At 42.2% G+C, this 8,363-nt stretch carries 5 protein-coding genes and 2 pseudogenes; 3 read left to right on the top strand and 4 right to left on the bottom strand.

The window, feature by feature from the left end; all coding sequences use genetic code 11:
• Window positions 1-269: 269 nt before the first annotated feature.
• The 3 genes and pseudogenes from WS34_RS13440 to WS34_RS13425 all read right to left on the bottom strand — a co-directional run bounded on the left by WS34_RS13440 (window position 270) and on the right by WS34_RS13425 (window position 4,483).
• A complete protein-coding gene (locus tag WS34_RS13440; protein WP_046405407.1) occupies window positions 270-1,325 on the bottom strand; it encodes a hypothetical protein in 1,056 nt (351 codons plus the stop codon).
• Window positions 1,326-1,341: 16 nt separating this feature from the next.
• Window positions 1,342-3,818, bottom strand: a pseudogene (locus tag WS34_RS13430) (heavy metal translocating P-type ATPase).
• 89 nt (window positions 3,819-3,907) lie between these two features.
• Window positions 3,908-4,483 (bottom strand): helix-turn-helix domain-containing protein, encoded by a 576-nt coding sequence (locus tag WS34_RS13425; protein ID WP_181990589.1) that lies wholly within the window; start codon window positions 4,481-4,483, stop codon window positions 3,908-3,910.
• Window positions 4,484-4,776: 293 nt separating this feature from the next.
• Here WS34_RS13425 and WS34_RS13420 point away from each other — a divergent pair, with 293 nt between their 5' ends.
• Window positions 4,777-5,361 carry a nucleotidyltransferase domain-containing protein gene (locus WS34_RS13420; protein ID WP_022159821.1) on the top strand — a complete coding sequence of 195 codons (585 nt, stop codon included), beginning with the start codon at window positions 4,777-4,779 and terminating at the stop codon, window positions 5,359-5,361.
• Here WS34_RS13420 and WS34_RS13415 read toward each other — a convergent pair.
• A pseudogene (locus WS34_RS13415) lies at window positions 5,362-5,954 on the bottom strand (response regulator transcription factor).
• Window positions 5,955-6,369: 415 nt separating this feature from the next.
• Here WS34_RS13415 and WS34_RS13410 point away from each other — a divergent pair.
• Window positions 6,370-7,245, top strand: coding sequence for a BRO-N domain-containing protein (locus WS34_RS13410; protein ID WP_022159823.1), 876 nt, complete (start codon window positions 6,370-6,372; stop codon window positions 7,243-7,245).
• A gap of 849 nt (window positions 7,246-8,094) precedes the next feature.
• Window positions 8,095-8,316, top strand: coding sequence for a hypothetical protein (locus WS34_RS15740; protein ID WP_286693791.1), 222 nt, complete (start codon window positions 8,095-8,097; stop codon window positions 8,314-8,316).
• Window positions 8,317-8,363: the final 47 nt, after the last annotated feature.

Here is an 8,363-nt window from a genome sequence, read left to right as displayed (position 1 = left end):
GGGTGAAGAATGAAAGTCTTACCTTCCGGGAATCGTTACCCGGTGCTTTAGGAGTCGTTATAGGCAGTATCGTTTTAGCTTATGGCTGCCTGAAATTTTATGATATACCGGTACGGAAATTCCTGACGAACCGATTCTTAAAACCTAAAAACAAGATATCGTTTGGACTTTGAAAATATAGTCGATTTTTAATCGGGCAGGATAATAAAATACCGATTTCAATTTTGATAGAGCCGATGTAACCGATCGGGGGTAAGGCCTGACCTGTATCAGACTGAGCTATCGTTTCGTTTTTTTCCATTTCGTTTCAGTCGGCTGATCAGGTAATGCGGGATCAGGCAATAGATCAGTCGGGCCCGTGACCATTTGTAACATTGCTGGAAAAATACCAGGCCCATCGTAATGAATAGGAGGGCGCCGATCGATGCTTGTAAGGGGAGCCAGGGTAGAGTTTCTTTCGGAAGCAACATCGGTATGAGGGCCATTGCTCCTACCGGTGCAAAAAACTTACCGAGCCATTCGAATAGCGTGAATAATACGATAAAAATGAAAAAAGCGACGAGTGTTTCAGATAACCCCAGATAATAATAGCCGATCAGCTGGAAAAGCGTACCTACTAGCGAACCGCTACCCAGCAATAGTACGGTAAGTACCGGACGATTGCGGAAGCCCGCCCTGGAGTTGACGAATTCGACATAAGCAACAAGCAACGGTGGGAGGATAAAATAAAAATTGGACGTATATATAGCCAGACTGGCCACAGCGAAGACAGTTATCATCAGGTAAATCCAGCGAAGGCTATCGGCCCGCCAATGACGCTCCGGCGCTTCATAAGTGATTTTTTCCCGTAGGCCGAGATGTTCCATCCAGCGCTGAATGACAAGGATAATCAAGGTCATCACGAAAACAGATACCGGATAAACCCAGCTTTCGGTTTTTAACAACACAGGAAGCACACAGGCAGATATCATCGGGAATAATGAGGCCCGGGTGAACAAAAGACTTATTCCTGCAAACAGAAAAGCGATCGCTATGTTGACCACCAAAGGAAATGGAGAATAAAGCACCAGGAGAACACCGGTACAAGCGCCGAGAGTCATTAGCAATAACATTTGTCCGGTTTTGATGCGCCATACCCGTTTATCGACGATCCACATCCCGATGGTAAGAGCCGCCATTTCAGGAAAGATAATTTCTTTCTCTTGTAGGATTTCGGCAACTCCTATCATCAGTAGTATCATGACCAGCGAACAGGCATACCTTTGGCGTTGTAGGGGATCGTTGAATAATGATAAACGTTTGTCCGGGTGCTTGCGAGGATTCATCGGATGGCAGTGTGCATTATTTTGAATCGTGTAATTTATAGTCTCCGGCTTTATTTTGGACTATTTGCTGCAACTCGTTTAAAGATATCTCTTTATCTGCAAATTCGATCGTAGCTTCCGGAGGATCGAGCGTTACGATTGCTTTTACTCCGTCGATACTGTTCAGGGCTTCTTCTACATGTGCACGGCAATGACCGCACATCATGCCGTCGATAGTAAATCTTTTTTTCATGGCTTTTTTATTTATAGGTTCAACTTCTTCGATCCGTACCTCGTTCCCCCTCGGGATAAGGCTTATTTTTTCCGTTTCAGCCGTAAACTATTGCTTACTACACTCACACTGCTGAATGCCATAGCTGCTCCGCCGATCATTGGATTGAGCAGGAAACCGCAAACCGGATAAAGTATGCCTGCTGCAATAGGAATACTGACCAGGTTGTAAATAAAAGCCCAGAACAGATTTTGCCGGATGGTTTTCACCGTCAGCCGTGATAAACGGATCGTTTCCGGTATTTTCAGCAGGTCGGAGGAAAGGATGGTGACCATGGCGGTTTCCATGGCGATATCACTTCCTTTTCCCATGGCGATACTCAAATCTGCCTGTGCCAATGCGGCGCTGTCGTTTATTCCGTCGCCGACCATTGCTACCTGGGCACCTTTTTGTTGCAGTTGTTCGATAAAGATAGCTTTGTCGTGAGGAAGAACGCCCGACCGGTAATGGCCGATGTTTGCTTTTCGGGCTATAGCCTGTGCTGTACCGACATTATCTCCGGTCAGCATGTAAACGGTCAGCCCCATTTTTTCCATCTGCCGGATGGCTTGCAATGAGGTCGGTTTTATCTCGTCGGTGATCGCGATTATGGCCAGGGCCTGGGTCGAATGACTGAACCAGACGACTGTCTTGGCTTCTTTGAGCCAACTTTCGGCCCTTTGTTTTAAGGGTTCCGGGAGGATGACGCCATTGTCTGTGAGTAATTCAGCGGTTCCGGCGTAATAGGTTTCATCGCCTGTCCGGCCTTTTATTCCTTTACCCGGTATCGTTTCGAATCCGGTGACCGGAATAGATGTTTCTTGTCCGAATTCCCTGACTATCGCTTCTGCCAGCGGATGTTCCGACAAACGTTCCAGACTGTATATTATTTTCCGGGCTTCCGTTGTTTCTGTATGCCAGTAAGTATTTACGACCCTTGGATGCCCTTCGGTTATCGTACCTGTTTTATCTAATACAATCGTATCGATTTTCCGGGCAATCTCCAGGCTTGTCGCATCTTTTATCAGAATGCCGTGTTCAGCTCCCTTTCCGATTCCTACGATGAGTGCTGTCGGAGTAGCCAGGCCCAGGGCACAGGGGCAGGCAATGATGAGGACGGTGATCATAGCCAGCAGACCGTGGGAAAAACCGGCAGTCGGTGCGAATAAACACCACAACCCGAAAGTCAACAAGGCTATACCGATGATAACGGGTACGAAAATACCGGCTATTTTATCTACCAGTTTCTGTACCGGGGCTTTGCTTCCCTGGGCATCTTGCACCATGCGGATGATTTGAGCCAGCATGGTATCGGCCCCTGTTTTGTCGGCAGTGAAATGAAAAGCCCCTTTCTGATTCACCGTTCCGGCATATACCTTTTCGCCGGCTTGTTTGTGTACGGCTATAGGCTCACCGCTGAGCATGCTTTCATCGACGTATGAATCCCCGCTTATTACCGTCCCGTCAACAGCGATACGTTCTCCGGGTTTTACAGCTATCGTATCTCCGATCCGGGCATTTTCGATCGGTACGGTTTGTTCGCCCGATCCGGTAACGATCGTAATTGTTTTGGGTTGCAGACCCGCTAGTCTACGGATAGCCGTTGAGGTGTTTTGTTTCGCCCGTTCTTCGAGTAAGCGGCCCAGAAGAATAAAAGCTATAATACCGCTTGCTGCCTCGAAATACAAATGGGGCGTTATCCCCCGCGATAACCAGAAATCCGGGAACAATAGATTGAATACACTGAATAGATAAGCGATACCGGTGCTGTTGGCAACCAGGGTATCCATATTGGAAGTACCGTGTTTCAATTGCTGCCAGGCACTGAGGTAGAATCTGTTTCCGAAACCTAAAACGACACAGGTCGAAAGGAACCATAAAACATAGTTCATGTAAGGAATATTCACAAACACCATACTGATGACCATGATCGGTAGCGATAATAAAATAGCCCCGAAGGTCTGAATTTTCAATAAACGGTATTTTTCGTTTTGTATTTGTTTGGCCTTCTCCTCGCCCTGTTGGTCTGTCTCGGTCAGCAGATCGTATCCTGCATCTTGCACCGCATTTTTCAAGGCCTGAACAGAACAGATCTCCGTATCGTAGACGACCTGGGCCTGGGCGGTTGCGTAGTTTATATTGGCTTCATATACGCCGGGTTGTTCATGAATGACTTTATCTATTCTCGCTGCACAAGAGGCACAACTCATTCCTACCACCGGAAAAGTTTTTTTTATTTTCATACGCTTAACCTTTATATGATCTCTTTCCGGACAAAGATAAGGTACACCAGCCGATGTACTGTTATAAAATTATGGATATGATTTATATCTTACACTTTATCCAAAGGGGAGCGTTTGTTACCTTTCAGACGTTTAAATTCACTGGGGGACATTCCGGTTACCTGCCGGAACTGGGAACTCAAATGAGCGACACTCGAATATTGGAGCTGTGTGGCTATTTCGCCGATCGTCAGCTCGTCGTAAATGAGTAATTCTTTGATGCGTTCTACTTTTTGAGCAATATAGTATTTCTCTATGCTGATACCGTTTTCTTCGGAAAAAAGTTTACTTAGCAAGCTGTAGTCGTAATGACATTTCCCGCTTAAATATTCAGATAATTTCAATTTAGAGAGATTATTTTCATAATGGACCAGTTCGATAATGGCAGTACGGATTTGTTCGATAAGACGATGGCGTTTATCGTCGAGCAATTCGAACCCGAGCGCTTCAAGTGCTTTCCGGATCAGAAACCGGTCTGCCGGTTTCAACGGTTCTTCGATGACAACCTTACCCAATTCAATCCGGAGTGGATTGAAATTCAGGTTTTTGAGCATTTCTGATACAACCAGAATACATCGGTTACAAACCATATTTTTTATAAAAAGAACGTGCTCTTGTTCTTCCATCGTGATTATTATTAAGCGTTTGCTTTGCCACTCTGCACTTTCACAGCAATGTCCCGGACAAAAATAGGGATTATTTCGGTGGCTTTGCATGATGAAGTTATTAAAAATATTCCGGGCTAATTCCTTAAATAATCTTGTATTATTGATAAGAATGTTTATTTGGGGAATAATAAGATCAATCTTTCTATTGTTCACATGATTCCCTTGCTCCGGAACAGGGGAAAAATAGCTAATTGTAGCTATATAGCTATCGTCGGGAATTTTGTATTTTTATCCCCACAAAATAAACTCTTATGGATATTATCGAACTCGCAGAACAAAATCAGCAAAATGCCTGGAAATTACTCGATGAAACGGGTATTATTCCGGCTTGGGAACGCATCGGGGCTACCGTACATTTGGTCGGTTCGCTCAAGTCAGGTTTGTTAATGAAAAGCAGGGATATCGATCTGCACATCTATACCGGGAAACTCGATATTACGGAGAGTTTTTCGGTTATGCAGGAATTGGCAGAGCGGCTTAAACTGAAAGAGATTCAATACAAAAACCTGGTTCATACCGAAGAAGAATGTATCGAGTGGCATGCTCTGTATGAAGATCAGGAGCTGCATACATGGAAATTCGATCTGATTCACATCCGCAAAGGTTCGAAATATGACGGGGTGGTGGAAAATGTCACTGCCGCTATTGCAAAACTGCTCACACCCGGGCTTCGGGAAACGATACTTCGGATCAAGTATGAGGTGCCGGATGGCGTAATGATTCCCGGGATCGAGATATACCATGCCGTTTTTACAGGAGATGTCCGCAGTTACGAGGAATTGGAACGGTGGCGACAGGAACATCCGCTGACCAATAGTTTGGATTGGCTGCCGTGATTAATAAAGGAGGCCGTAATCCTCGGCCCGGTTTATGGCTTCGATAGCATTACCGGCTTGTAGTTTGGATAGAATATGTTTCCGGTGGTTATTTACGGTATAGATACTGAGGTGTAGTTTATAAGCGATCTCTTTGCTGAGTAAGCCTTGCCTTTCCTGTCCTTTTGGACGACCTGGTGGCAACTGATGACATTTACATATTGTTGCCGTACATTCTGCATACGAATTTGAAATACCTGTTGATAATCGTTCCTTTCTTCTTGTGGAAGTGAATAGATAAACAGCCCGTGCTCTATCTGAAAGGCGGGAAGTTGCACCCGGTCGTCAGGATGGATTCTTTCTTCCAGTAGGTTACCCTGTTTTCTGATCGTTTTTATTTGCTTGGAGTTGTAGCCGAAAAGATCTGTAAAATGATCGGAAGCAAAATCATATCTTTTTTTGAATACATCGACAGTGAAGATACAACTTGGGCTTATTTGGGAAAATGCCTGTATAGAGGTTCTCTTTTTGTCCCACAACTTATAGTCTGTGTCAAGACTGCTGATTTGCTGCCTTGACCATAGTTCTTCGGGAGTTATTCGCTGAATCGTCATGTGGCAAAGATAATAGATAAATCGATTCCTTATTGTTTACTAAGCATTTTGGGGGTAAAGTGATTGATAGTAGAGTTGGTGTTGGAATATACATTGGTTTTACTTATAAAGCAAGCAATAATTGGTAGGGTTGTAATTAGCTGAAGTATCTTATTTGACTATCGACGAATAAGATCAAATTTAGGTGTTTATATACATGTTTATCCTAAATGTATATTTATAAGTGTAAATATGTATATAACTGTTTTAATAAAAATAATCGTCTATGGGAACGGTACAGCCAAGACAATCTTAAAAATGGATGAGTTATTCAGTAGAATATTTTGGTGGCTCAAATCGTCTAAAACGACAGTCAGTAATTATAGGATAACTCATTCCTAACAGGTATATTTGTAACAATCAAAAGCAGAATGATATGACAAAGCAGAATGCAATAAAAGTCTTTGAGGAAAAGAAAGTCCGTACCGTATGGGACAGCGACAAAGAGGAATGGTATTTCTCTATTGTAGATGTTATTGAGATATTGACAGAACAACCCAATCATCAAGGTGCAAGAAATTATTGGAAAGTACTGAAAAACAGGATGTCCAAAGAGGGAAATGAAACGGTTACAAATTGTAACCGTTTGAAATTACCTGCTGAAGATGGCAAAATGCGTTTGACGGATGTTGCTGATACAGAACAATTATTCCGATTGATACAATCCATACCCTCTCCTAAAGCTGAACCTTTCAAATTGTGGATGGCACAGGTAGCTAAGGAACGGCTTGACCAAATGCAGGACCCGGAATTGTCTATTCAGCAGGCAATGCTGGACTATAAACGGCTGGGATATTCCGACAATTGGATTAATCAACGGCTCAAAAGCATAGAAATCCGTAAGGACTTAACGGATGAATGGAAACGGCATGGATTGCAGGAGGGTGTGCAGTTTGCTACCCTAACCGATATTATCTATAAGACGTGGGCAGGAAAGACAGCTAAGGAATATAAACAGTTCAAAGGGTTGAAGAAAGAGAATCTACGGGACAATATGACTAATACCGAATTAGTGTTGAATATGCTTGCAGAGCTGTCTACTAAGAAAATATCAGAAGCACAAAACCCGGAATCATTTAATGAGCATATAGAGGTAGCCCGGCAAGGTGGAACGATTGCCCGTAATGCAAGGATAGAACTGGAAGAAAAGACGGGTGAAAAGGTTGTAACTCCTCTCAATGCAAAAGATGTGTTGGGATTACAAAGCGGAGAAGTGGAAGATGTGGATTTGGACAGTGAAGAATCAAAGTAGGAGTGATAGTACAAAGAAACATACTAAGGGAGTCGTAAATGGTTCCCTTTTTTATATATACCTGTCTAAAAGAAAAATAAGTTGTGAAATAGAACCGTATAGGGATTGTACCTCATCATGTCGGTGTATTTATTCCCTAATAAACATCTTGGCTTATAGAGCCTAATAGAAGAATAAAAGTGATGAGGAATGATTGGTGGCTTCGATAATGAAAATATCCTATCCCATAAAAGAATGGGTATGGAGAATTTAACAAATAAGTGATGATACCATTAAATGATGAGGTGGATGATAGGTATAGAATAACAATGAAGATGGGGTAAAATAAAGAATATATCTATCTGATAACTAATCAAAAAAGAATAGCAAATATGTCAAATGGAAATATGGAGTTGTGCTGATTGTTATATGTTGTAAGTGGAGAGGTGAAAATACAATTTTGAAATTCTCATCGGAGTTATTTCCTAAAAATCTTGTTGAGTATAGAGTTTTATATACATTTGTTTGACGACACCCCGGAAAACGTTTGTAGGACGTCTAAATTTGACTATATTTGTCACACAATAAAGCAATTTATTGTAGACATATTGGTTATATGAAAGCGTTTAGCTTTATCCCGTTATTAGAAATCTGGACAATTTCAAATCACACGGGGATTGGCGATACAAACGTTCATGCTTGCCTTATATACTTACGAGTAATATATTCGGTCGAGCGTGGGGTGTCGTTTTATCTCGTGTGATGGGTTTGTCCAGAACCTCTAAAACAGATAATTCTAACAGTTCCCACGCTTTCTTTTTGTAATAAACTTTCCTTTTGGGGGGCTGAGGGGAATTAATTACTAATCCTATGAAAAAGGTGTCTTTATTTGCGGCAATATGTTTTTGTCTGTGGTTTATAGCGGACTTAATATCTGTGATTGGATATACAGTTACTTATGTGGAAAGTAATGGAATAGAAGGGCTTTTATCGTCTTTAAATGTTATATATTTTGTCCAATCAGTAATAGAAATGCTTGCTGTTCTTTCTGGATTTATATTCTTTCTAACATTATATCGTCGTCAAAAATAAGAATATTATGGAAAAAGAAAATTTAAACAATGTATTAGGGGTTGAGG

It is taken from the genome of Odoribacter sp. N15.MGS-14, from assembly GCF_000980245.1.
Lineage (GTDB): Bacteria > Bacteroidota > Bacteroidia > Bacteroidales > Marinifilaceae > Odoribacter > Odoribacter splanchnicus.
Note: the sequence above shows the minus strand (reverse complement) of the source record. Positions and strands in the feature narration are given on the sequence as shown.

What these genes read in the sequence shown, in the direction of transcription:
- WS34_RS13440 (WP_046405407.1), bottom strand. Translation starts at nt 1,325, where the DNA reads ATGAATCCTCGCAAGCACCCGGACAAACGTTTATCATTATTCAACGAT.
- WS34_RS13420 (WP_022159821.1), top strand. Translation starts at nt 4,777, where the DNA reads ATGGATATTATCGAACTCGCAGAACAAAATCAGCAAAATGCCTGGAAA.
- WS34_RS15740 (WP_286693791.1), top strand. Translation starts at nt 8,095, where the DNA reads ATGAAAAAGGTGTCTTTATTTGCGGCAATATGTTTTTGTCTGTGGTTT.
- WS34_RS13425 (WP_181990589.1), bottom strand. Translation starts at nt 4,483, where the DNA reads ATGGAAGAACAAGAGCACGTTCTTTTTATAAAAAATATGGTTTGTAAC.
- WS34_RS13410 (WP_022159823.1), top strand. Translation starts at nt 6,370, where the DNA reads ATGACAAAGCAGAATGCAATAAAAGTCTTTGAGGAAAAGAAAGTCCGT.